This window comes from Bradyrhizobium australafricanum, from assembly GCF_020329495.1.
Lineage (GTDB): Bacteria > Pseudomonadota > Alphaproteobacteria > Rhizobiales > Xanthobacteraceae > Bradyrhizobium > Bradyrhizobium australafricanum.
Genome location: NZ_JAGKJL010000041.1, coordinates 52440 through 74269, shown reverse-complemented (window position 1 = coordinate 74269; position 21830 = coordinate 52440). Strand labels below are relative to the sequence as shown.

Below are 21830 nucleotides of genomic sequence, written 5' to 3'. Positions count from 1 at the left end.
CCTTTGGCAGGATCGATCTCGGACTTCATTTAAGCTTCATCGGCAGGCCCGCAACGACGAACTCGACCTCGTCTGCGATGCCGGCGATAGTCTGGTTCATGATTCCTGCGGCGTCGCGGAAAGTCCGCGCCAATGCATTGTCCGGCACGATGCCGAGACCGACTTCGTTGGTGACCAGCACGACCGGGCCGTGCTGGCGCGACAGCGCATCCGCCAGCCGCGTCACTTCCTGCGACCAATCGCGCCCGGCATGCAGCAGATTGGATAGCCAAAGCGTCAGGCAATCGACCAGCCTCGCGCCAGCGCCATCGGTCCCGGACAGCGCTTCAACGAGATCGAGCGGCACCTCGCGCTCGATCCAGTCGCTGCCGCGCCGCGCGCGATGTTTGGCGATCCGCTCATCCATTTCCGCGTCGAGCGCCTCGGCGGTCGCGATATAGACCGGCTGTCCCGGAAAGCTGCGCGCACGAAATTCGGCGCGCCGGCTTTTGCCGGACCGGGCTCCCCCCGTGATCAGAATGACGGCCATATCATCTCCTGTGCGACCGGTACGCACGTCGTTCACAAACGCTCTAACCACCAATCGCGGAGAAAGACAAAGCCGAAATCCGTCCCGGAGGGCTTGCGCTCGGCCGATGTCTTGCGCATCAGGGGGATCGCAGTGAGAAGAGGGTTGCGTGGGTTTTGCGGGAGCGATGGCGGTGGCGATGGCGGTGGATGCCCTGATCGGCTGGCCGGCGTGGCTGTTTGCCCGCATCGGCCATCCCGTGACCTGGCTCGGCCGGCTGATCAATCTTGTCGATAGCGCCTGGAACCGCGCCTCCGACCCGCCGGCGTTTCGTCGCGTGGCTGGCATTGCGGCTGCGATCCTGGTGATCGCGCTGGTGATTGCGCTCGGCTGGGCCGTTCAGTCCGTGCTCACGTCCGGATGGGTGCGCGTCGTCCTTGTCGGCGTCCTGGCATGGCCGCTGGTGGCCGTGCGCTCGCTGCATGACCATGTCGCCGCGGTGGCAAGTCCCTTGGCATCCGGCGACATCACGGCCGCACGTTCGGCGGTCGCGCAGATTGTCGGGCGTGATCCGGCAACGCTCGACGACGCCGGCATCGCGCGCGCCACCATCGAGAGCCTCGCCGAGAATGCATCCGACGGCATTGTGGCGCCGATGTTCTGGGGTGCGCTGTTCGGCCTGCCGGGGATCCTTGGCTACAAGGCGATCAACACGCTGGACTCCATGATCGGTCATCGCACCGAGCGGCACGAAGCCTTTGGCTGGGCGGCCGCCCGGATCGACGATCTCGCCAATCTCATTCCGGCGCGGTTGACGGGTGTTCTGTTCGTGCTGCTCGCGCCGAACCGTTCGCATGCGTGGTCATGCATGTTGCGCGATGCGCGCCGGCATCGCTCGCCGAATGCCGGCTGGCCGGAAGCTGCGATGGCCGGCGCGCTTGGCGTGCGGCTCAGCGGTCCCCGCATCTATCACGGTCACATCGCAGATGAGCCCTGGCTGAACGAGGGGGCGCGCGATCCGGCTGCCGCTGACGTCTTCACCGGGTTGAAACTCTATCGCTACGCCATGGTGCTGTTGGCTGCGGCGTTCGTCGCCCTGGCGCTGGCGTGAAGGAGCGGCGCATGCGTGAGCACGGCGGGAATCTTGATGTCGCCCGGCAGCGCTTCGGCGGCGCCGCGGACGACTGGATCGACCTATCGACCGGGATCAATCGGGTGCCGTATCCCTTGGTCGATGTCGAGCCGCGGCTATGGAGCGCCTTGCCGTCGCGATCCGATCTTGAATCGCTGCACGACGCCGCGCGGCAGGCCTATGCCACCAAGGCGCCGATCGTGGCGATGGGCGGTGCGCAGGCCGCCATTCAGTTGCTGCCGCATCTGGCGTCTCGCGGCCGAGCGCGGATTCTGGCGCCGACCTACAATGAGTATGCCGCGGTGTTGTCGGCCACCGGCTGGGACGTCGCCGAGGTGTCCGATCTCGCCGCGCTCGCAGGAGCGGACATTGCCGTCGTCGTCAACCCGAACAATCCCGACGGACGGCGCCATGATCGGCGCGAGTTGCTGGCACTGCTGCCGCGCGTTGGCCGGCTCGTCATCGACGAGAGTTTTGCGGACGCTGTTCCTGACCTGTCCCTTGCACCGGAAGCAGGACGCGCGGGGCTGCTGATCCTGCGCTCCTTCGGCAAGTTTTACGGACTTGCCGGCTTGCGCCTCGGCTTCACGATCGGCAGCGAGGCGGACATCGCCACGCTTGCCGCGATGGCGGGCCCTTGGCCAGTTTCGGGAGCAGCAATCGCGATCGGGCGGCGCGCGTTGCTCGATCACGACTGGGCAACGGCGACGGCTGCGCGGCTCGCGGACGACTGCGTCAGGCTCGATGCAGTAGCGCGATCGCAGGGCTGGACGCTGGTCGGCGGCACGTTGCTGTTCCGGCTCTACGGGACCGGCGATGCGTTGGCTGCGCAGGAGAAACTTGCCCGCGCGCAGATCTGGTCGCGGGTCTTCCAGCAGAAACCGGGATGGCTGCGCCTCGGCTTGCCGGGCAGCGAGGCCGAGTGGTCGCGCCTTTCCGCCGTGTTGTCTTCGGTCTAGCGACGATCTCAGCGTCACCTCGCCCCGCGTGCGGGGAGAGGTCGGAACGCATCGCCAGATGCGTTCCGGGTGAGGGGGAGTCTCCGCGAACGCAGCTATCACCGGATATGCGGAGACGCCCCTCACCCCAACCCTCTCCCCGTGAAGAACGGGGAGAGGGGGTACAGCGCCGTCGCTGTTCGACCAGGAATCATCTCGCATTAACGCGCCAGCGCGAGCAGGCCTTCGACATCGAGATGGGTCTCGATGTGCTCGGCAAGCGCGTCGAGCGCGCTCTCGACCCTGGCGCCGTAGGGCTGATCAGCTGCCGCGATGTCGAGTTGCGCGAGGAAAGCCTTGCGAAATTCGTCCGAGGCGAACAGGCCGTGCAGATAGCTGCCGTGAGCGCGCCCATCTGCGGAGACAGCGCCCTCAGCCGTACCGTCGAGTGATGCAAAAGGCCGCGCGCGATCCGGCCCGTCGGTGCGCCCGATATGGATTTCATAGGCGCTGATCGGCTGGCTGGTCGCGGCATGCACCGCGCTGGCGCGCGTCAGCGTCTTCTGTTCGGTCATGGTGGTTGCGACATCGAGCAGCCCGAGCCCGCGCGTTTCGCCGGCAGGACCTTCGATCCCATCGGGGTCGGCGACGCTGTGTCCAAGCATCTGGTATCCGCCGCACAGGCCGAGGACATGGCCGCCGCGGCGATGATGCGCGAGGAGATCGATGTCCCAGCCCTGCGCGCGCAGGAAGGCGAGATCGCCGCGGGTCGATTTCGAGCCGGGCAGGATGACGAGCTTCGCATCACCCGGGATGGCTTCGCCCGGACGTACCATCACGAGATCGACGCCGGGCTCCAGCTTCAGCGGATCGAGGTCGTCGAAATTGGCGATCCGCGACAGCGCAAGGAACGCGATCTTGCACTGGCCCGGCTTGCGCGCCTCGCCGAGCCCGAGCGCATCTTCGGCCGGAAGTTCGCCGGCGCGGACGAACCAGGGCAGCACGCCAAATCCGCGCCAGGCGGTGCGCTCTTCGATCAAGCGATAGCCGTCATCGAACAATGTCGGATCGCCGCGGAATTTGTTGATGATAAAGCCCTGGATCATCGCGGCATCATCAGGGTCGATCACCGTCTTGATGCCGACGAGCTGCGCGATCACGCCGCCGCGGTCGATGTCGCCGACCAGCACCACGGGCACGTCTGCTTTGCGCGCAAAACCCATATTGGCGATATCGGCTTTGCGTAAGTTGACCTCGGCGGGGCTGCCGGCGCCCTCGACCAGCACCAGATCGGCGCGCTGCTTCAGGCGCGCAAAACTCTCCAGCACCGCGCCCATCAGCGATGGTTTCATGCCGGCATATTCGCGCGCGCGTGCGGTGGCAATCCGTTTGCCGTGCACGATGATCTGGGCGCCAACATCGGTCTCGGGCTTGAGCAGCACCGGGTTCATGTCGGTGTGCGGCTCGACGCCGGCGGCGAGCGCCTGCAACGCCTGCGCGCGTCCGATCTCGCCGCCGTCGACGGTCACCGCGGCGTTGTTCGACATGTTCTGCGGCTTGAACGGCAGCACGCGCAGGCCGCGCCGTCTCGCGGCGCGCGCGAGGCCGGCGACGATGAGCGATTTGCCCACGTCCGAGCCGGCTCCCTGGATCATCAATGCGCGCGCCATGGAGATGTCTGTCAGAATTCGACGCCCGGCTGGGCCTTGATGCCGGAGCGGAACGGATGCTTCACCAGCGTCATCTCGGTGACGAGGTCGGCAATCTCGATCAATTCGTCCTTGGCATTGCGCCCGGTGAGCACGACATGGGTCATCGGCGGCTTCGACGTGGTCAGGAAGTCGACGACATCGGCGATCGCAAGGTAATCGTAGCGTAGCGCGATGTTGATCTCGTCGAGCACGACCATGCGCAGGCTCGGGTCCGCGATCAGCTGCCTGGCCTTTTCCCAGCCGGCTTGCGCTGCCGCGATGTCGCGGGCGCGATCCTGCGTCTCCCAGGTAAAGCCTTCGCCCATGGCGTGAAATTGACAGAGATCGCCGAAATGCCCGGTGAGCAGGCGGCGCTCGCCGGTATCCCAGGCGCCCTTGATGAACTGCACCACGGCGCAGGGAAAGCCGTGCGCCACACAGCGCACGATCATGCCGAACGCGGAGGAGGATTTTCCTTTGCCGGCGCCGGTATGGACGATGATCAGGCCCTTTTCACCGCTCTTGGTCGCCATGATGCGGTCGCGGGCGGCCTTCTTTTTCGCCATCTTGTCCGCGTGGCGCGTATCCAGCGAGAGATCGGTGCCGACGGCGCCGTCTTCAGCGCCCTTTCCATCAGAAGTCATCACATTCCTTCGGCTTGACAAGTGCGAGGCTTGGACGAATGGTGGTCCCGCGTTGGTTCCTGTCCTACGACAGGCGAAGAGGGAATGCGATAGGGCTCCGCTAAATCGGGTCCGAAGCGCAGCCGCCCCCGCGACCGTGACCGGAGAGATGCCCAAGCCACTGATTCCATACGGAGTCGGGAAGGTGGGCATCGAAGGGTAAAACCTGCTCCGCAAGCCGGGAGACCTGCCAACGCAGCATGTTGTGAAACCGGCGGACGGGGTGTTCCGCGACGGGGAACGAACCTGTCCAAAATCGGTTCGTGTGCCTCATCGCTTCCCGCTGTCAATCCAGGAAGGGCGATGAGCGTCACACTTCATGTCTGCATCACTTGCCGCGCCGGCCAGACGCCGGCGGAAGGTGAGCTCGCGCCCGGTGCACGCCTGCATGCCGCGCTTGTCGAGGCCGGCGTGCCCGATGACGTCAATCTGGTTCCCGTCGCATGCCTGTCGGCCTGCAGCCAGGGTTGCTCGGTCGCGCTCAGCGCGCCGGGGCGCTGGTCCTATGTCTACGGCCGCTTGTCCGAAGCCAATGCCGCGGATGTGATCGCCGGTGCCTCCGCCTATGCGGCGGCGCCCGACGGCATCGTGCCGTGGCGCAGCCGTCCGGAAATCTTCCGCAAGCAATCGCTCGCCCGCATTCCACCCATCGCCGTCGTGCCGGAGGCCGCAGAATGACCACGCTCGCCAAAATTCCTGTCACGGTCGTGACCGGCTTTCTCGGCTCCGGCAAGACGACACTGATCCAGCATCTGATCCGCAATGCCAACGGCAAGAAGCTCGCGGTGCTGGTCAACGAATTCGGCAGCGAAGGCGTCGACGGCGACATCCTGAAGTCGTGCGCCGACGCCAATTGTCCGGCCGAGAACATCGTCGAGCTCGCCAATGGCTGCATCTGCTGCACCGTCGCCGACGATTTCATCCCGGCGATGGAGCAGTTGCTGGCGCGGAACGTGAAGCCTGATCACATCGTGATCGAGACCTCGGGGCTCGCCCTGCCGAAGCCGCTGCTGAAAGCGTTCGACTGGCCGGAGATCCGTTCGCGGATCACGGTCGACGGCGTGATCGCGCTCGCCGATGCCGAGGCCGTCGCCGCCGGCCGTTTTGCGCCTGATCCGGCCGCGGTGGATGCGCAGCGTGCGGCGGACGACAATCTCGACCACGAGACGCCGCTGTCGGAAGTGTTCGAGGACCAGATCGCCTGTGCCGATATCGTGCTGCTGACCAAGGCGGATCTCGCCGGGGCGGAAGGGGTCAAGGCGGCGAAAGCGGTGATCGCGGCCGAGATGCCGCGCGAGGTGCCGATGTTGCCTGTCGTCGACGGCACGATCGACGCGCGCGTGATCCTCGGGCTCGAGGCGGCGGCTGAAAACGACCTCGCGGCGCGGCCGTCGCATCACGATGGCGAGGAGGAACACGAGCACGACGATTTCAATTCCGTCGTGATCGATCTTCCGGAAGTTTCGGATGTCGACGCGCTGGTCGCCTCGATCAAGGGGCTGGCGCGCGAGCAGAACGTGCTGCGCGCCAAGGGCTACATCGCGATCGAAGGCAAGCCGATGCGGCTGCTGGTGCAATCGGTCGGCGAACGGGTGCGGCATCAGTTCGACATGCCCTGGGGCGCCCGGGCGCGGCAGTCGAAGCTCGTCGTGATCGGCGAACATGCCGACATCGATGAAGCCGCGATCAGGGCACGGCTTGGTGTCTGATGCACGTCGTCTTCCGCGAGAGCCGCGGCCTTGAGGAGACCGCGACGCCAAGGGACCTCGGCCAGGATCCGGCCGATCTCGTGGTGTTGTCGTTTTCCGACAGCGATCTTGCTGCCTTCGCGGCCGGCTGGCGGCGCGGCCGTGCTGCGCTGCCGTCGCTGCGGCTCGCCAACCTCGCGGAGCTGCGCCATCCGCTGTCGGTCGATACCTATATCGAGCGGACGCTGTCGCACGCGCGCGGCATCCTGGTGCGGCTGATCGGCGGCGAGCCCTATTGGTCATACGGGCTGGCCGCGGTGCATCGGCTGGCGAAGGAGCGCGGCATCGCCCTGGTGGTGCTACCGGCCGATGGCCGCGACGATCTGCGGCTCGATGAATTCTCGACCTTGCCGGTCTCGACGCTGCGCCGTCTGAAGGTGCTGTGCGACAAAGGCGGCCCGGTTGCCGCGCAGGCCGTTATCGCGCAGCTGGCGCTGGCGTCCGGACTCTATGCTGGGCCGGTGGTCGGCGAGATCGATCTTCCCGAGATCGGCGTCTACGATTCCCGGCGCGGTGCCATCGCGGCGTTGCCGGCATCGGACGGCCGGCCGCGCGTGCTGGTGACGTTTTATCGTTCCTACCTCGCGGCAGGCGATACGGCGCCGGTCGATGCATTGATCGATGCATTGCGTGAGAGGGGCTTTGATGCCCACGGTGTGTTCGTCACCTCGCTGAAGGCGGCGGGCGTGGCGGATTGGCTGCGCGCTCAGTTTGCGCAATGCGCTCCAGCGGCCATCGTCAATGCGACCGCGTTTTCCGCGGCCGGTGACGACGGCACGACGCCGTTCGACGCTGCATCATGCCCGGTGTTCCAGGTCGCTTTGTCGACCGCGCGGCGCGAGGATTGGGCCTTGTCGCTCCGCGGGCTCTCGCCCGGCGATCTCGCGATGCATGTGGTGCTGCCGGAGGTCGACGGCCGCCTGTTCGCGGGCGTCGTCAGCTTCAAATCGCCTGGTGAGCGCGATCCCGAGCTGCAATTCGCGCATCTTGCGCATCGACCGGATGCCGGGCGCGTCGCTGCAATTGCCGCACGCGTGGCCGCCTGGCATCGGCTTGCCGGCAAGCCGGCACAGAAGAAGCGGCTTGCGCTGGTGCTATCGAACTATCCCGGCCGTCCACATCAGGTCGCGCATGCCGTCGGCCTCGATGCGCTTGCCTCGGTCGGGGCGATGCTGGCTGATCTCGCGGGCGCGGGATTTGACCTTGAGCCGGTGGAGTCGCTGGGCGACATTCTTTTGCGCAGGACCCTGACGTGGAACGTCGCCGACTATCGCGCGGCGCTTTCCGGCCTTCCCGAGCTGCTGCAGGACGATCTCAGCCGCGCATGGGGCGCGCCGGAGGATGATCCCGATTGCCGTGACGGCGCATTTCATTTCGCGGCGATCTGCTGCGGCAAATCGGTCATCGCCGTTCAGCCGGAGCGCGGTGAGGTGGGGCAGCGCGACGCCGATTACCACGATCTGGCGCGCACGCCGCGCCATGCCTATGTCGCGTTCCATCTGTGGCTCAGGCAGCAGGCCATCGATGCCGTCGTCCACATCGGCGCGCATGGCACGCTGGAATGGCTGCCCGGCAAGTCGGTTGCGCTGTCATCCGCATGCTGGCCGGAGGCGCTGATCGGCGATCTGCCTGTTGTCTATCCCTTCATCGTCAACGATCCCGGCGAGGCGGCGCAGGCCAAGCGCCGGATCGGTGCCGTGACGATCGGTCATCTGCCGCCGCCGCTCGCGAAGGCCGCGGTCCCCGAAGGCCTGCGCCGTCTCGAGCGCTTGCTCGATGAGTATTCGACCGCCGATGGTCTCGATCCGGCGCGGCGGCAGCGCCTGATCGCCGCGATCCGCGACGAAGCGCGCATCGCCGGGCTGGAGGACGATCTCGGTCTCGCCGCGTCGGTCTCGGCGGCCGAAGCCATTCCGCAGATCGATCGTTTCGTCTGCGACCTCAAGGAAAGCCAGTTCGGCGACGGCCTGCATGTGTTCGGGCAGGGCGCTTGCGGCGAGGCGGAGAGGGCGGCGCTGCGCGCTGCGCTCGCGGGGCGGCGCGTGGCGCCGGGGCCGGCGGGCTCGCCCTATCGCGGACGCAGCGACGTGCTGCCGACCGGACGCAACCTGTTTGCGGTCGATCCGCGCGCGGTGCCGACGCCGTCGGCGCATGCCCAAGGCGTGAAGCTTGCCGAAGAGCTGCTGCGCCGTCATTTGCAGGATCACGGCGACTGGCCGAAGGGACTCGTGGTCGACCTCTGGGGCTCCTCGACGATGCGCACCGCGGGCGAGGATTTTGCGATGGCCCTGCACCTCGCCGGCATCGCGCCGCGCTGGGATCATGGATCGGGGCGGGTGTCGGGCTACGACATCATCGCGCCGGCGGAGCTCGGCCGGCCGCGCATCGACGTCACGCTGCGGGTGTCGGGGCTGTTCCGCGACGTCTTCTCAGGGCTGGCCCAGTTGTTCGAAGCCGCAGCGGAGGCGTTGTCCGAACGCAGCGATGAGACGGACGAGAATCCTTACCAGCAGCGCATCTCGCGCGTGTTCGGTCCTCGCCCCGGACATTATGGCGTTGGTATTTCGTCGGTCCCCGATGTCTTCACACCGGAGGCGCGCGAGGCGGCCGGCGAAGCCTGGCTGTCGGCATCGTCGTGGGCTCTCGCATCCGACGGCGAGATGCGGCCCGATCGCGCCGGCATCGAGGCGCGGCTCGCGGCTGCGGACAGTTTTGTTCACACCCAGGATCTGCCGGAGACCGATCTGCTGCTGGCGGCCGACTACGCCGCGCACGAGGCGGGCATCGCGGCGGCGGCCCGGCGCCTTGGCACGAAAGCCCCATCGCTCTATCACCTCGATGCGACGCGGCCGGATCAGCCGCATGCCCGGGCGTTGACCGAGGAAATCTCACGGGTGGTGCGGGTGCGCGCGGCCAACCCTGCCTGGATCGCGGGCATGATGCGCCATGGCTTCCGTGGTGCCGCCGAAATCACAGCGACGTTGGAGCACATGGCGGCGTTCGCCCATCTTGCCGGCGCGGTGCCGCCGCATCTGTTCGATCTCTACTACGATGCGACGCTCGGCAATGACGAGGTTCGCGGCTTCATGGCGCGCGAGAACCCGGCGGCGTTGGCTGCGATCGAAACCTGCTTCACGCGATTGCATGAAGCCTCGCTGTGGCAGACGCGGCGCAATTCGATCGCGGCTGCGTTGCAGGAGGCCTCATGAGCGCGGTGGCGGTCAAGGGCTGGTGTCCAGGCGCGCTGCGGCCGATGCACTCAGGCGATGGCCTCGTGGTGCGCATTCGCCCGCGCGGCGGACGGCTGGACGCGGCGCAGGCAGCGGGAATCGCCAGGCTGTCGGCCCGATACGGCAACGGCCTGATCGACCTGACCAGTCGCGCCAATCTCCAGATTCGCGGCGTCAGCGATGAAGGCCATCCACCGTTGATCGACGGGCTCGCCGAGCTCGGCTTGCTGGACGCACGCGCGGACATCGAGGCGCAGCGCAACATTCTGGTAACGCCGTTCTGGACTGCCGTCGACGAGACGCGCTCGCTCGCGACCGAGCTTGAGCAGGTGCTTGCCAGCGTGTCGCTCGATCTTCCAACGAAGTTCGGTTTCGCAATCGATGACGGCAACGCGCGGGTGCTGGCCGGTGCGTCCGCGGATATCAGGATCGAGCGCGACCGCAACGGCGGACTGCTGGTACGTGCCGATGGCGCACAGCGCGGGCTTTCGGTCACGCGGAGCGAGGCTGTGCAGGTGGCGCTGGCGCTGGCCGAATGGTTCGTCGCCTCCGGCGGAACCAAGGGTGAGAAACGGCGGATGGCGGCTCATCTGGCCGGCGGTGCGAGCGTTCCCGAGACACTTCGCGGCGATGCCGAGCCCGTGGCCCGATCGGTGGACCCTGCGCCTGGCCTCTTTCCGGCGGGCGCGATGGTTGGCGTCGCCTTCGGGCAGATGCCGCACCAGACGCTCAACGATCTCGCCGGGTGCGCGCAGGCTCTCCGCATGACGCCGTGGCGGATGATGCTGGTGGAGGGGATGCGCGAGATGCCGGGTGGGGCGGACCTCGTGACTGATGCCGGCGATCCGAGGCTGCGCGTGGTCGCCTGCAGCGGCGCACCGCGCTGCGGCGATGCGCATGCGGATACGCGTATGCTGGCGTCGGCGCTCGCGCGGCATATCCCACCTGATGCGCGGCTTCACGTCTCCGGCTGCGCCAAGGGCTGTGCCCATTCCGGTTCTGCGGATGTTACCCTCGTTGCGACAGACAACGGCTTTGATCTGATACCCCGCGGCACGACGCGGGATGCGCCGGTCATCCGAGGGTTGAGCAGTTCGTACCTCGTCGCAAATCCCTCCGTGCTGACGGGAGGCCGCTGATGCCACACGTCTACGAGACCGATGGCGCGACGATCTATCGCCAGTCCTTTGCCACCATCCGCTCCGAGGCCGACCTTGCCCGCTTCACGCCAGACGAGGAGCCGGTGGTCGTGCGCATGATTCATGCCGCCGGCATGGTGGGCCTGGCAGCGCATGTTCGCTTCACGCCCGGGATGGCCTCGAGCGCACGGGCGGCCTTGCAGGAGGGCGCGCCGATCCTCTGCGACGCGCGCATGGTGTCGGAAGGAATCACGCGCGCGCGGCTGCCGGCCGGCAATGCCGTCATCTGCACGCTCGGCGATGTCAAGGTACCTGCACTCGCGCAATCGATGCGCAACACGCGCTCCGCGGCAGCGCTCGAGCTGTGGCGGCCGCATCTGGGCGGCGCCATCGTCGCGATCGGCAATGCGCCGACGGCGCTGTTCCATCTGCTCAACATGCTGGAAGATCCCGATTGCCCACGGCCGGCGGCGATCATCGGCTGTCCGGTCGGCTTTGTCGGCGCGGCGGAATCCAAGGCGGCATTGATGGCTGAGCCCCCCGCGCCGGCGCTAACGGTCGAGGGACGGCTCGGTGGTTCGGCGATCACGGTTGCCGCCGTCAATGCGCTGGCGAGCCGGAGCGAATAGCGATGGGACGCATCATCTGCTGCGGCCTCGGCCCAGGCGATCCGGACCTGATGAGCGTGCGCGCCGACCGCGTTGTGCGTGCCGCGAAGCACGTCGCCTATTTTCGCAAGAAGGGCCAGCCGGGGCAGGCACGCCGCATTGTCGAAGGCCTGCTCGCTGCTGACGTCAGCGAATATCCGATGGAATATCCGGTCACCACCGAGATCGCGTTCGACAGTCCGGACTATGCGCGGCTACTGGCTGACTTCTATGACGAATGGGCCGAGCGTCTGGCGCGATTTGCGCGCGCGATCGACATCGTCGTGCTCTGCGAGGGCGATCCCTATTTCTATGGCTCGTTCATGCATCTGCATGCGCGGCTGCAGGGGCGTGTCGAGATCGAGGTGATCGCCGGCATTCCCGGCATGGTCGGCTGCTGGAATTCGGTGGGGCAGCCGATTGCGCTGGCCGACGATGTGACGACCGTTTTGATGGGGACGCTGCCGGAGCCGGAGCTCGCCGAGCGGATGCGCAGCTCCGACGCGCTGGTCGTCATGAAGACCGGTCGCAATCTTCCGAAGATTCGCCGCGCGCTGGCGTACGCAGGGCGCCTCGATGATGCGTGGCTGGTCGAACGCGGCACCATGCCGGACCAGAGCGTCGCACGGCTTGCAGATGTCGGCGAGGCCGATTGTCCCTATTTTGCGATCGTGCTGGTGCACGGGCAGGGGCGGCGCAGGGAGGCCGCGCAATGACCGGCACGCTGACCATCGCGGGGCTCGGACCGGGCGATGAGGCGCTGATCACGCCGGAGGTCGCTGCTGCGCTCGCGGCTGCGACCGACATCGTCGGCTATGCGCCCTATGTGACGCGCGTGCCGCCGCGCGCCGGGCTCACGCTGCATCCCTCGGATAATCGCGTAGAGTTGCAGCGCGCCGGCGAGGCGCTGCGGCTTGCGTCGGAAGGGGGCCACGTCGTCGTGGTGTCCTCGGGCGATCCCGGCGTGTTTGCGATGGCATCGGCCGTGTTCGAAGCGCTCGAGGACGCGCCGCAATGGCACGACCTGCCGATTCGCGTTCTGCCCGGCGTGACGGCGATGCTGGCGGCAGCCGCAAGCGCCGGCGCGCCGCTCGGTCATGACTTTTGTGCGATCAACCTCTCCGATAATCTCAAGCCATGGCCGCTGATCGAGAAACGCCTGCGGCTTGCGGCCGAAGCGGATTTCGCGATCGCGATGTACAATCCGCGCTCGGCCAGCCGGCAGGAAGGTTTTGGGCGCGCGCTCGAGATCTTGCGCAAGGCCGGCTGTGACGAGCGGATCGTGGTTTTCGCGCGCGCCGTCAGCACGCCCGAGCAGCGGATCGATACGGTCGAACTGCGCGACGCAAGGCCGGAGATGGCCGACATGCGGACGCTGGTGATCGTCGGCAATTCGGCGACACGGCGGGTCGGCCGCTGGGTCTATGCGCCGAGGCAGGTCCGATGACCGAGCCATTCCATCACTTCGTTCACGGTCTCTACCCGCGGTCTGTCGGGCAGCGACGGCCGCGTGATCATGATGACGGGAAGGCCAAGCGCGTGGGCGGCGTCGATCTTGGCGCGCGCGCCGGTTCCGCCGGAGTTGCGAGCGACGATCCATTCGATGCGACGCGCGCGCATCATCGCGAGCTCCCCCTCGAGCGTGAATGGTCCGCGCGAGACGATGACGTCGGCATCGGGCAATGGCAGCGCTTGCTCGGGCGGGTCGACGAAACGCAACGTATAGGCATGCTGCGGCCGGGCGCCGAACGGCGCGACGTGCTGGCGGCCGATCGCGAGGAACACGCGGGCGGGGCTGCCCGGCAACGCCGCGGCCGCGGAGACGACGTCCGCTACCTCGACCCAGCGATCGCCGGATGTCTTGTCCCAGGGCGCGCGTTCGAGCGCGAGCAACGGCGTCGTGGTTTGCGCACATGCCGCGATCGCGTTGCGGCTCATCTCGGCCGCGAAGGGATGCGTCGCGTCGATCACATGCGTGATGGCTTCGCGACGCAGATAATCGGCAAGACCGCTAACGCCGCCGAAACCGCCGATTCGCGTCGGGAGAGGTTGTTCGGCGGGCGCAGCGGTGCGCCCTCCATAGGAATAGACCGCGTCGATCCCCGCACTTGCGATCGCAGCGGCGAGCAGATTGGCGTCGGCCGTTCCGCCCAGGATCAGGGCGCGCATCATGGATAATCCGTGGTTGACCATCATCGGCATCGGCGAAGATGGCCTTGCCGGCCTCTCCGATGCAAGCCGAAAGGCGCTCCGTGAAGCCGAAGCAGTCTTCGGCGGCGAACGGCACCTCGCGCTCGCCGGCATCGCCGACCGCGGCCGTGCCTGGCCGGTGCCGTTCGATGCGAACATCGTGCTGAGCTGTCGCGGCCGTCCGACGGTGGTGCTCGCGTCGGGCGATCCGTTCTGGCATGGCGTCGGCGGAAGCCTTGTCGAGAAGCTGCGGCTCGGCGAATGGGTCGCGCACTCCGCGCCGTCGACGTTCTCACTGGCGGCGGCTCGTTTGGGCTGGCGTATCGAGAATGCTGTCTGTCTCGGTCTTCATGCCGCACCGTTCGAACGGCTGTTGCCGCATCTCGTGCGCGATGCGCGGATCATCTGCCTGCTACGCGACGGCAAGGCGGCGTCCGACCTCGCGCGCTGGCTGACGGAGCGTGGTTGGGGGGCGTCGGCAATATGGACGCTTGCGGCGCTTGGCGGACCGCGTGAGTCCGTCACGCAGCATCGCGCCGACTCGTATGCGGGTGATTCAGGCGATAGCCTGGTCGCAGTCGCGCTGGAGGCGCGGGGAGCGCAGGGAATCGCACGCAGCTCGGGTCTTGCCGACGCGCTCTTTGTGCATGACGGGCAACTGACAAAGCGGCCGGTCCGCGCGCTTGCGCTGTCGGCGCTTGCGCCGCGGCCCGGTGAGCGGCTGTGGGATGTCGGCGCGGGCTCGGGCTCGATCTCGATCGAATGGGCGCTGTGTGAAGGGATGGCGATCGCCGTCGAAGCCCGCAGCGAACGCGCCGCCAACATCCGCAGCAATGCGGCGAGCTTCGGCTTGACTCACCGGATCACGATCATCGAAGGCGAGGCCCCCGGCGCTTTATCGGACCTGGCGGCGCCCCATGCCGTGTTCATCGGTGGCGGCCTCGACGCTGATATGTTCGATGCGATCTGGTCGCGGATCGCGCCGGGAACGCGACTGGTCGCGCATGCGGTGACCCTGGAGACAGAGGCGCTGCTCTGCGATCTGCACCAGCGTCATGGCGGCGAGTTGATGCGCCTCGAGATCGCGCAGGCCGAGCCATTGGGCCGCTATCGCGCCTGGAAGGCCGCGCGACCGATCGTGCAATGGAGCGCGCTCCGATGAAAGTCGCTGGTCTCGGATTCAGGCGCAATGCCAGTGTCGCGTCCTTGCGCGACGCACTCGACGCGGCCGGCGGTTCCGACGGCCTTGCAGCCGTTGCGACGGTGAGTGACAAGGCGGATGCGGCGGCGTTGAAAGCGCTGGCGCAGCAACTGGGAATACCGATCCGGGGCATTCCCGCGGAGACGTTGGCCGAGATCAAGACTGCAACGCAATCCGAGTTCATCGAGGCAAGATTCGGGACGGGTTCGGTCGCCGAGGCTGCGGCGATCGCTGCAGCAGGGCGCGGTGCGCGCCTGATCTCGGTCAGGGCCGCGTCACAGGATCGGATGGCCATCGCGGCTATCGCGGAAGGAGACGGCGAATGACGGTGCATTTCATCGGCGCAGGACCCGGAGCTGCCGATTTGCTGACCCTGCGCGGGCGCGATCTCATCGCCTCGTGCCCGGTTTGTCTCTATGCCGGATCGCTGGTGCCATCGGGTGTTCTGGCGCATTGTCCGCTGGATGCGCGCATCGTCAACACCGCGCCGCTGTCGCTCGACGAAATCATTGCCGAGATCGCTGCCGCGCATGCGGAGGGCAAGGACGTCGCGCGGCTGCATTCGGGCGATCTCTCGATCTGGTCGGCGATGGGCGAGCAGCTGCGCCGGCTGCGCGCGCTGCAGATTCCGTATTCGGTCACGCCAGGGGTGCCGGCCTTCTCGGCGGCCGCGGCGGCGCTGGAGGCCGAGCTTACGCTGCCGGGCCTTGCGCAATCGGTGGTGCTGACGCGCACGCCGGGCCGGGCGAGCGCGATGCCGGATGGTGAGACGCTCGCGTCTTTTGCCGCGACCGGCGCGGTGCTGGCGATCCATCTTTCGATCCATCTGCTCGACAAGGTCATCGCCGAGCTCACGCCGCACTACGGTGCGGATTGCCCGGTTGCGATCGTCTGGCGCGCGAGCTGGCCGGACCAGCGCATTGTGCGCGCCACGCTCGCGACGCTCGATACCGCCGTCGGCCCCGAGCTCGAACGCACTGCGCTCATTCTGGTCGGCAAGACGCTCGGCGCGGACGAATTCGCCGAGAGCCGTCTCTATGCCGCCGACTACGACCGCCGCTACCGCCCGGTCGGGGCGGTGCCGCGTTTTCCGGAGTCTTCGCCGGAATCATCGCAATGACCGCGGGGCTCGTCATCTCCGCGCCGGCATCCGGTGTCGGCAAGACGACGCTGACCCTGGCGTTGGCGCGCGCCTATCGCAATCGCGGCGTGAGGGTGCAATGCCTCAAGAGCGGGCCTGATTACATCGATCCCGCCTTTCACGCGGTTGCCACCGGACGCGCGTCGGTCAACGTCGATAGTTGGGCGATGGCGCGCGAAGCCATCGCGCATTTGGCGGGCCGCGGTGCGGATGCCGACCTCGTGCTGGCGGAAGGCTCGATGGGACTGTTCGACGGCGTCGCGGCGCGCGGCGTCTCGGGGACCGGCGCCACCGCCGACATCGCCGAGATGATGGGATGGCCGGTGTTGTTGGTGATCGATCCCTCCGGCCAAGCACAGACGGCGGCGGCGGTGGCGGCGGGATTGCGTGATTTTCGCGCCGGCGTGCGGCTTGCCGGCGTCGTCCTCAATCGCGTCGCGAGCGCACGGCATGAAGCCCTGGTGCGCAATGCCATGGCAGGCGCGGGCATCCCGGTGTTGGGATCGCTGCCGCGCCACGCCGAGATCGCCTTGCCGAAGCGTCATCTCGGACTGGTGCAGGCCGAAGAGCAGGCTCAGATCGACGGTCTGATTGACGAAGCCGCGCGCTTCGTCGCCGAGCATGTCGATCTCGACGCCGTGCTGCGCTCGGCGCGCGTTTGGTCGCCGCAATCCGCCGTGCCCAGCCTGGACATCACGCTGCCCGGCCAGCGCATCGCGCTGGCGCGCGACGCCGCATTCTCGTTCGTCTATCCGCACATGCTGGAAGCCTGGCGCGCGGCCGGCGCTGAGATCGTGACGTTCTCGCCGCTTGCCGACGAAGGCCCCGACGCGGACGCCGATGTGTGCTGGCTGCCCGGCGGCTATCCCGAACTGCATGCCGGCCGGCTTGCGGCCAACAGGCGATTTCTCGGGCAGCTCCGCGCCTTCGCCGAGACGCGGCCGGTGCATGGCGAATGCGGCGGCTACATGGTGCTGGGCACCGCGTTGACCGATGCTGACGGCGTGCGCCACGAGATGGCGGGCTTGCTCGGCCTTGAGACGAGCTATGCCAAGCGCCGCATGCATCTGGGCTACCGGCTCGCCGAGCTTGCCGCACCGATGCCCGGCCACGGCCCGGGCGCACGCCTGCGCGGCCACGAGTTTCACTATTCGACGATCATCGCGCAGCCCGACACGCCGCTCGCGGTGGTGCGTGATGCGACCGGTACGATCGTTGCGGAGACCGGATCGCGGCGCGGCTGTGCGACGGGTACATTCTTCCATCTGATTGCGGAGGACCGGTGAGCGGATTCGTTTCCTTCGTCTCGGCCGGTCCCGGCGATCCCGAGCTCCTGACCATGAAGGGAGCAACGCGGCTGCGCGAGGCCGATGTGGTGCTCTATGACGATCTTGCCTCGGGCGCGATCCTCGATCTCGCGCGCTCCGGCGCCAATCTCGTCGCGGTCGGCAAGCGTGCCGGCCGCCTGTCGGCGAAGCAGCACCATGTCAGCCGGCTGCTGGTCGATTATGCCGCCGCCGGCGTGCGGGTGGTGCGGCTGAAATCCGGTGACGCCGGCATTTTTGGGCGGCTCGAGGAGGAGATCGAAGCGCTGCGCGCGGCCGGCATCGGCTACGAGATCATTCCCGGCGTGACCTCGGCCTCGGTTGCCGCCGCGCAGGCCGGCATCCCGCTGACGCGCCGGCTGACCTCGCGCCGGGTCCAGTTCGTCACCGGCGCCGATGTGACGGGCGAACTGCCCGCGGACTTGAACTGGGCGGCGCTGGCCGATCCGGAAGCGACCACCGTCGTCTATATGGGGCGGCGGACCTTCCCGGCATTGGCCGCAAGGCTGATCGCGCATGGCCTCGCGCCCGACACGCCCGCACTGCTGGCGGAATCGCTCGGCCACGCCGACGAGCGGCTGCTTCGCACCACGATCGCAGCGCTGGCCGAACAGCTCACGCATGCCGGCGCGGCCACGGCGGCTGCCGTTATTCTGTTCGGCGCGCTGGCGCCGGAACGAGGGTGACGCGGCCATGTTGACGCTGTCCCTGATCGGCATCGGTTGTGGTGATCCCCGGCAGCTCACTTTCGCTGCGACCGCCGCGATCAATGCCGCCGACCTGATCCTGATCCCGCGCAAGGGGACGGCGAAGTCGGATCTCGCCGAGTTGCGTCGCACCATCTGCGCGGAAGCGTTGAGCAACGACGGCACACGCATTGCCGAGTTCGACCTGCCGGTGCGTGACGCCGGCGAAGAGGATTATCGCAAGGGCGTGGACGATTGGCACGATGCGATCGCCGCGACGTGGTCGCAGGAAATCGCGCGCCATCTCGGCAGGGAGGGACGCGTCGCCCTGCTGATCTGGGGCGATCCCTCGCTCTACGATTCGAGCCTGCGGATTGCGCGACGGCTCGATCCGTTGCCATCGATCGAGGTGATCCCGGGCATCACGTCGATCCAGGCGCTGTGCGCGGCGCATGCGCTGCCGCTCAACGAGATCGGCGAGCCGTTCCTCGTCACGACCGGCCGACGGCTGCGCGAAGGCGGTTGGCCGCCCGGCGTCGACACCGTGGTCGTGATGCTCGACGGCGGCGCCGCCTTCCAGACGCTGGATCCTGCCGGGCTGCAAATCTGGTGGGGCGCCTATCTCGGCATGCCCGATCAGATCATCATGGCGGGAGAACTGGCAGAGGTCGGCCCTCGCATCGTCGCCGCGCGACGCGAGGCACGTGAGCGGCACGGCTGGATCATGGATAGCTATGTCCTGAAGCGGAAATCGTGATCCAGATTTTGCTCCGGCATTCCATGCAGCGGGGCCGCTAGGTCTTCAACCCGCGAATCGAGGGTTGGATGGTCAGGCGGTAGGCGACGAGCCTGTCGCCATCGAACTGCTCGAGGGTCGTCTCGCAAACCGGGCAGCGATACTCGCCCTCACTTCCTGACCTGGATGCCAGCTCAAGGCGTCGGAATCCAGCCCCGCAACGCGGGCATGTGACGTCGTCCTTCTTCATCAACTCACCCCAGAACAACACCGGCGCTCCTTTTTAGCGCAGACCGCGCGGCGGAACTATGTTCATGGCCGGAGAGCTACCGGATCATTCGTGCATGGAAGCGGCGGTGCGTCGTCGAGCGGGCGACAGCGAAGCCGACGCGCGGAGCACGTGGCCGCAACGCATTATGCAAGTTCGGCAATGGGTTATGGCTCGGCCTTAAAGAGCAAGGGCCGCCGGACCCGTGCAACAATGGTGACTGCCATGTCGTTGTGTTCGAGAGAGATGCTGCGTCTGCTCAATACAACGCGCGATCGCCGGCACGCCCGAGGCCCACCGGCGATCAATCGCGATCAGCTATTGCCTGATCAGACGAACCACGTCCTGTCGCAGCAGGTAGAGCGAGACGGCGAGCAGAACGACGTCCTTCATCAGGAACGGCACGTTACCGGTCATCGCGGGGAAGCCACCGGCGGCAACGTCCCAGCCATCGGGCATGAACGGGATGATGGTGACCGTCGCGATGAAGGTGCCTGTCGAGCCGAGGGCGCCGAGCACGCCGAGCCGCTTGTCCCAGAAGCCCGCGAGCAGCAGCGAACCGAACGTCCACTCTGAGGCGCCAAGGAAGTAGCTGGCGCCGGCGTGGCCGAACGCTGGGTACAGCCACCAGATCAGCGGCCCGTTGCTGATGAACGGGACCAGCCGTTCGAACTCGTACGGAAACCACTTCTGGTAACCGAAGAACAGAAACATGATCACCATCGCGGCCCGGACGATGTGATAGTCGAGATCCGCCGCCAGCAGGCCGGACCTGTCGAGCGCGCGGACAAGCGGATTTTGTGTGGTGTTGGCAAGCGTGGTCATGGTCGTGATCCTTTCGCGTGACATCGCTCGGTCGCTTCAGGCGACTGCCGGGAAGTCGATGTCGGTGTCGTTGATGCGGTTGAAGACGTTGGTGAAGACCGTGGTCGCAAACGCCAGGCTGATCTCGACCAGCTGCGCGTCGCTGTAGCCGGCGGACTTGATCGCGGCGAAATCCTCGTCGCTGACGGTGCCGCTCGACTGCGCAAGCTTGCCGACGAAATGCACGAGCGCATCGCGCTTGGCGTCACCGGTCGGCGCGCCGTCGCGGATCTGCTTGAGCACATCGGCATTCACGCCGGCGAGCCTGGCGAGATGCGAATGCGCGGCGACACAATAATCGCAGCCGCCGGCTGCGCTGATCACGAGCTTGACGACCTCCAGGTCGCGCCGGGGCAGGCTGCCGCCGGTCAGCACGGCATCGGCCGCGAGGATCGACTTGAGCGCGGCCGGACCGTGGGCCGCAATCGCCGCGTAGGTGTTCGGGACGGCGCCGATCGCCTTCTTGATCTGGGCGTAGATCTGGCCCGACGGGCCGGTATCGGTTTCGAGATTGGGGGTTGAGAGACGAGACATGGTGGCACTCCTTGTTCGGGGCGGTGAACGATTGCGGAGTGACATTAGGATCGAGATTTGAGACATTGAATGTTCATATTGCTCGTTTATATGCTCAATCGTCTCAAGTGCTGCTTCAGGGGAATTTGGCTATGGATTGGCTGAGCCGGCTGTTCGAGATGATGCCGGTGCGCGGGCGGCTCGACCTGCGCTGCAGCTACAGCGTCCCCTGGCGCATCGAGCAGGGACCGGGTGTAACCAGTGAAATCCCCTATCATGCGGTGCTTGCCGGCTCGGCGATCCTGGACGACGCCGCGGGCGGACGGCCGTTGCTGCTGAAGGCTGGCGACATCCTCCTGCTTCCTGGCAACCCGCGACACGTGATGCACGATGGCAGCGGGGCGACACCGCTGCCGGCGCGCAACCGGGCGGCGGAGAATTTCACGATCAGCGAAAACCTCGGATCGGACGAACGGCTTGACCTGTTGTGCGGGCACTTCGCGATTGCACCGCCACACGACCGTCTGTTGCGCGGTTATCTTCCGCCGCGTCTTGTCGTGCATGCAGGCACGCGTGCGGGAAAGGGAACGGCTGCGCAGCTCGCCGGCCTCGTGTCGCTGATGCGCAGCGAAACGGCCGACGATCATTTGGGCGGCCACGCCATGCTGAATGCGCTGTCCACGGCAATGTTCGCGCTTGTGCTGCGGCTTGCCAGCGAGACCGATGCAACGTCACGGGGACTTCTCGCCCTGGTCGGTGATCCCAGGCTCGCGCCGGCCGTGGTCGCCATGTTCAAGGAGCCCGCGCGCGCGTGGTCGCTGCCGGAGCTCGCACGGCTTTGCAACATGTCGCGCGCGACGCTGGCGCGGCAGTTCCAGGACAAGCTCGGGCGATCGGCCAGCGATCTGCTCACCGATATCAGGATGACGCTTGCGGCGAACGAGTTGAAGGGATCATCGCTTTCGACCGGCGCCGTGGCAGAGATGGTCGGATATCAATCGGAGGCCGCCTTTCAGCGCGCCTTCAAGAGCCACATGGGCGTGACGCCGGCGCAGTGGCGAAAGACGCAGCACTCCGGGGAGGATGTGTTGGCCGGCGTCGGCGCGCCCGCCGATCCGGAGGGGAGTACGCCGGCCGCACATGCCTAGCCTGCGAGAGGAAAGCGGCCGATGGTCACTCGCCACCGGCCA

Annotated in this window: 22 protein-coding genes and 1 riboswitch; of the genes, 16 read left to right on the top strand and 6 right to left on the bottom strand. The window is 67.0% G+C overall.

What is annotated here, in order from left to right; translation table 11 throughout:
* Nucleotides 1–25: 25 nt before the first annotated feature.
* Nucleotides 26–529, bottom strand: coding sequence for a bifunctional adenosylcobinamide kinase/adenosylcobinamide-phosphate guanylyltransferase (gene cobU, locus J6525_RS30455; protein WP_225647444.1), 504 nt, complete (start codon nucleotides 527–529; stop codon nucleotides 26–28).
* Nucleotides 530–677: 148 nt separating this feature from the next.
* On the opposite strand from cobU, the gene cbiB reads away from it, so the two are divergent.
* Entirely contained in the window at nucleotides 678–1619 is a 942-nt protein-coding gene (cbiB, locus tag J6525_RS30450; RefSeq protein ID WP_225647442.1) for an adenosylcobinamide-phosphate synthase CbiB, read from the top strand.
* A gap of 11 nt (nucleotides 1620–1630) precedes the next feature.
* A complete protein-coding gene (cobD, locus tag J6525_RS30445; RefSeq protein WP_225647441.1) occupies nucleotides 1631–2599 on the top strand; it encodes a threonine-phosphate decarboxylase CobD in 969 nt (322 codons plus the stop codon).
* 200 nt (nucleotides 2600–2799) lie between these two features.
* Here the strand turns inward: cobD and J6525_RS30440 are convergent, their stop codons facing one another.
* The gene (locus J6525_RS30440) at nucleotides 2800–4248 is read right to left on the bottom strand and encodes a cobyric acid synthase (RefSeq protein ID WP_225647440.1); all 1449 of its coding nucleotides are present in this window, start codon (nucleotides 4246–4248) and stop codon (nucleotides 2800–2802) included.
* An 11-nt stretch (nucleotides 4249–4259) separates the two neighbouring features.
* Nucleotides 4260–4913, bottom strand: a complete 654-nt coding sequence (gene cobO, locus J6525_RS30435; protein WP_225647438.1) for a cob(I)yrinic acid a,c-diamide adenosyltransferase — start codon at nucleotides 4911–4913, stop codon at nucleotides 4260–4262.
* A gap of 36 nt (nucleotides 4914–4949) precedes the next feature.
* Nucleotides 4950–5161, top strand: a riboswitch (cobalamin riboswitch).
* 94 nt (nucleotides 5162–5255) lie between these two features.
* On the opposite strand from cobO, the gene J6525_RS30430 reads away from it, so the two are divergent.
* Genes J6525_RS30430 through cobJ form a run of 7 tightly spaced genes read left to right on the top strand, consistent with a single transcriptional unit; the run spans nucleotide 5256 to nucleotide 13163 of the window.
* Nucleotides 5256–5630 (top strand): DUF1636 family protein, encoded by a 375-nt coding sequence (locus J6525_RS30430; protein ID WP_225647437.1) that lies wholly within the window; start codon nucleotides 5256–5258, stop codon nucleotides 5628–5630.
* Nucleotides 5627–6661 carry a cobalamin biosynthesis protein CobW gene (cobW, locus tag J6525_RS30425; RefSeq protein ID WP_225647436.1) on the top strand — a complete coding sequence of 345 codons (1035 nt, stop codon included), beginning with the start codon at nucleotides 5627–5629 and terminating at the stop codon, nucleotides 6659–6661. The genes J6525_RS30430 and cobW overlap by 4 nt, the downstream gene beginning before the upstream one ends.
* Complete coding sequence (gene cobN, locus J6525_RS30420) at nucleotides 6661–9909, top strand: cobaltochelatase subunit CobN (protein ID WP_225647434.1); 3249 nt, start codon at nucleotides 6661–6663, stop codon at nucleotides 9907–9909. The genes cobW and cobN overlap by 1 nt, the downstream gene beginning before the upstream one ends.
* The gene (cobG, locus tag J6525_RS30415; protein ID WP_225647433.1) at nucleotides 9906–11069 is read left to right on the top strand and encodes a precorrin-3B synthase; all 1164 of its coding nucleotides are present in this window, start codon (nucleotides 9906–9908) and stop codon (nucleotides 11067–11069) included. The genes cobN and cobG overlap by 4 nt, the downstream gene beginning before the upstream one ends.
* Entirely contained in the window at nucleotides 11069–11698 is a 630-nt protein-coding gene (locus J6525_RS30410) for a precorrin-8X methylmutase (protein ID WP_225647432.1), read from the top strand. Before cobG ends, J6525_RS30410 begins: the two co-directional genes overlap by 1 nt.
* Before the next feature lie 2 nt (nucleotides 11699–11700).
* On the top strand, nucleotides 11701–12432 hold the full coding sequence (locus tag J6525_RS30405) for a precorrin-2 C(20)-methyltransferase (protein ID WP_225647430.1): 732 nt from the start codon (nucleotides 11701–11703) through the stop codon (nucleotides 12430–12432).
* On the top strand, nucleotides 12429–13163 hold the full coding sequence (gene cobJ, locus J6525_RS30400; RefSeq protein ID WP_225647428.1) for a precorrin-3B C(17)-methyltransferase: 735 nt from the start codon (nucleotides 12429–12431) through the stop codon (nucleotides 13161–13163). Before J6525_RS30405 ends, cobJ begins: the two co-directional genes overlap by 4 nt.
* Here cobJ and J6525_RS30395 read toward each other — a convergent pair.
* A complete protein-coding gene (locus tag J6525_RS30395; RefSeq protein WP_225647427.1) occupies nucleotides 13139–13888 on the bottom strand; it encodes a cobalt-precorrin-6A reductase in 750 nt (249 codons plus the stop codon). The genes cobJ and J6525_RS30395 overlap by 25 nt on opposite strands.
* Between J6525_RS30395 and cbiE the strand changes: the two genes are divergently transcribed.
* Genes cbiE through cobF form a run of 6 tightly spaced genes read left to right on the top strand, consistent with a single transcriptional unit; the run spans nucleotide 13887 to nucleotide 19016 of the window.
* Entirely contained in the window at nucleotides 13887–15068 is a 1182-nt protein-coding gene (cbiE, locus tag J6525_RS30390) for a precorrin-6y C5,15-methyltransferase (decarboxylating) subunit CbiE (protein WP_225647426.1), read from the top strand. The two genes, J6525_RS30395 and cbiE, sit on opposite strands and share 2 nt — an antisense overlap.
* A complete protein-coding gene (locus J6525_RS30385) occupies nucleotides 15065–15433 on the top strand; it encodes a cobalamin biosynthesis protein (protein ID WP_312009976.1) in 369 nt (122 codons plus the stop codon). The genes cbiE and J6525_RS30385 overlap by 4 nt, the downstream gene beginning before the upstream one ends.
* Nucleotides 15430–16227, top strand: coding sequence for a precorrin-4 C(11)-methyltransferase (gene cobM, locus J6525_RS30380; protein WP_225647424.1), 798 nt, complete (start codon nucleotides 15430–15432; stop codon nucleotides 16225–16227). Before J6525_RS30385 ends, cobM begins: the two co-directional genes overlap by 4 nt.
* On the top strand, nucleotides 16224–17534 hold the full coding sequence (locus J6525_RS30375; protein WP_092079960.1) for a cobyrinic acid a,c-diamide synthase CobB: 1311 nt from the start codon (nucleotides 16224–16226) through the stop codon (nucleotides 17532–17534). Before cobM ends, J6525_RS30375 begins: the two co-directional genes overlap by 4 nt.
* Nucleotides 17531–18259, top strand: coding sequence for a uroporphyrinogen-III C-methyltransferase (gene cobA / locus J6525_RS30370; protein WP_092079963.1), 729 nt, complete (start codon nucleotides 17531–17533; stop codon nucleotides 18257–18259). Before J6525_RS30375 ends, cobA begins: the two co-directional genes overlap by 4 nt.
* 7 nt (nucleotides 18260–18266) lie before the next feature.
* Nucleotides 18267–19016: a precorrin-6A synthase (deacetylating) gene (gene cobF, locus J6525_RS30365; RefSeq protein ID WP_092079967.1), complete on the top strand. Its 750-nt coding sequence runs from the start codon at nucleotides 18267–18269 to the stop codon at nucleotides 19014–19016.
* 565 nt (nucleotides 19017–19581) lie between these two features.
* Here cobF and J6525_RS30360 read toward each other — a convergent pair.
* Together J6525_RS30360 and J6525_RS30355 are read right to left on the bottom strand one after the other, a co-directional pair.
* Nucleotides 19582–20088 carry a YkgB family protein gene (locus J6525_RS30360; RefSeq protein WP_092080144.1) on the bottom strand — a complete coding sequence of 169 codons (507 nt, stop codon included), beginning with the start codon at nucleotides 20086–20088 and terminating at the stop codon, nucleotides 19582–19584.
* Between the two features lie 36 nt (nucleotides 20089–20124).
* Nucleotides 20125–20661 (bottom strand): carboxymuconolactone decarboxylase family protein, encoded by a 537-nt coding sequence (locus tag J6525_RS30355; RefSeq protein WP_092079970.1) that lies wholly within the window; start codon nucleotides 20659–20661, stop codon nucleotides 20125–20127.
* A gap of 131 nt (nucleotides 20662–20792) precedes the next feature.
* Here J6525_RS30355 and J6525_RS30350 point away from each other — a divergent pair, with 131 nt between their 5' ends.
* The gene (locus J6525_RS30350) at nucleotides 20793–21788 is read left to right on the top strand and encodes an AraC family transcriptional regulator (protein WP_225647423.1); all 996 of its coding nucleotides are present in this window, start codon (nucleotides 20793–20795) and stop codon (nucleotides 21786–21788) included.
* The last annotated feature ends 42 nt before the right edge of the window (nucleotides 21789–21830 follow it).